General features: G+C 76.0%; 2 protein-coding genes. One reads left to right on the forward strand and one right to left on the reverse strand.

The features are described 5' to 3' along the window. Positions 1-105 precede the first annotated feature (105 nt). Complete coding sequence (locus tag HMPREF0731_RS21870; RefSeq protein WP_007006435.1) at positions 106-684, reverse strand: hypothetical protein; 579 nt, start codon at positions 682-684, stop codon at positions 106-108. Between the two features lie 69 nt (positions 685-753). Between HMPREF0731_RS21870 and HMPREF0731_RS21875 the strand changes: the two genes are divergently transcribed. Continuing rightward, on the forward strand, positions 754-972 hold a 219-nt coding region (locus HMPREF0731_RS21875; RefSeq protein ID WP_007006436.1), incomplete at its 3' end, for a MerR family transcriptional regulator.

Genomic DNA, 972 nt, shown 5'->3' on the forward strand with positions numbered 1-972 from the left:
CGGCCAGCGCCGCCACCGTCTCGGGCTGCGGCGTGGGCGCCGGGCCGGTCAGCGGCCGGCGCGCCAGGCTGCGCAGCATGCGGGGCCAGAGCATCCTCGTCCCTCCTACAGATCGACGCCGGCGACCGAGGGGTTGAGGCTGGCCCGGCACAGCGCCGCGTCGCCCACCTCCATCCCCGCCATCGCCGCCTCCAGCAGCCGCCAGTGCAGCCAGGAGGGATCGCGCGGGAAGGCCGCGCGGATCCGCCCCGCCTCGTCCAGCGACAGCCAGCACAGCACCTCGCCGCGGAAGCCCTCCACGAGGCCGAGCCCTTCCGCCCCGCCTTCCGCCACCGCGGGCAGGGCCTGGCGCAGGGCGCCGGCGGGCAGGCCGTCCAGCAGCGTGGCGACCAGCCCCCGGCTCTGCGCGATCTCGTCGAAGCGCAGCGCCAGCCGCGCCGCCGCGCCGCCCGCCGCGCCCAGCAGCGGCGCCAGGCCCGGCGCCTCCACCGCCTCGGACAGCAGCAGGCAGGCCTCGGCACGGTCCAGGCGCTGCGCCGCGCCCTCGCCCATGGCCTCGACCAGGCTCAGCGTGAAATCGGGGCGGCCCCAGACCTCCCCCACCACCCAGGCGGCAACGCGGTCGCACAGCCGCCCCGGGCGGTCGCTGCGATAGACCAGGGCCAGTTCGACGGGACGGGGCATGCGCGTGCTCCTGTTGCGGCATCAAGGAGCACACCCCATAGAACCTCAGGTAAGGTTCAGGTCAAGAGCATGACGCAGCCCCGCCGCATGGCACCCGAGCTGAGCGTGGGGGAGGTGGCGCGGCGCAGCGGCGTCAGCGTCTCCGCCCTGCATTTCTACGAGGCCAAGGGGTTGATCGGCAGCCGCCGCAGCGCCGGCAACCAGCGCCGCTACCCGCGCGACGTGCTTCGCCGCATCGCCGTGATCCGCGCCGCGCAGCGCGCCGGCATCCCGCTGGCGGCGATCGGC

The organism is Pseudoroseomonas cervicalis ATCC 49957, from assembly GCF_000164635.1.
GTDB classification, from domain to species: domain Bacteria; phylum Pseudomonadota; class Alphaproteobacteria; order Acetobacterales; family Acetobacteraceae; genus Pseudoroseomonas; species Pseudoroseomonas cervicalis.

Excerpts from the sequence above, each read along its gene's own strand:
- HMPREF0731_RS21870 (WP_007006435.1), bottom strand. The coding sequence starts at position 684 with ATGCCCCGTCCCGTCGAACTGGCCCTGGTCTATCGCAGCGACCGCCCG.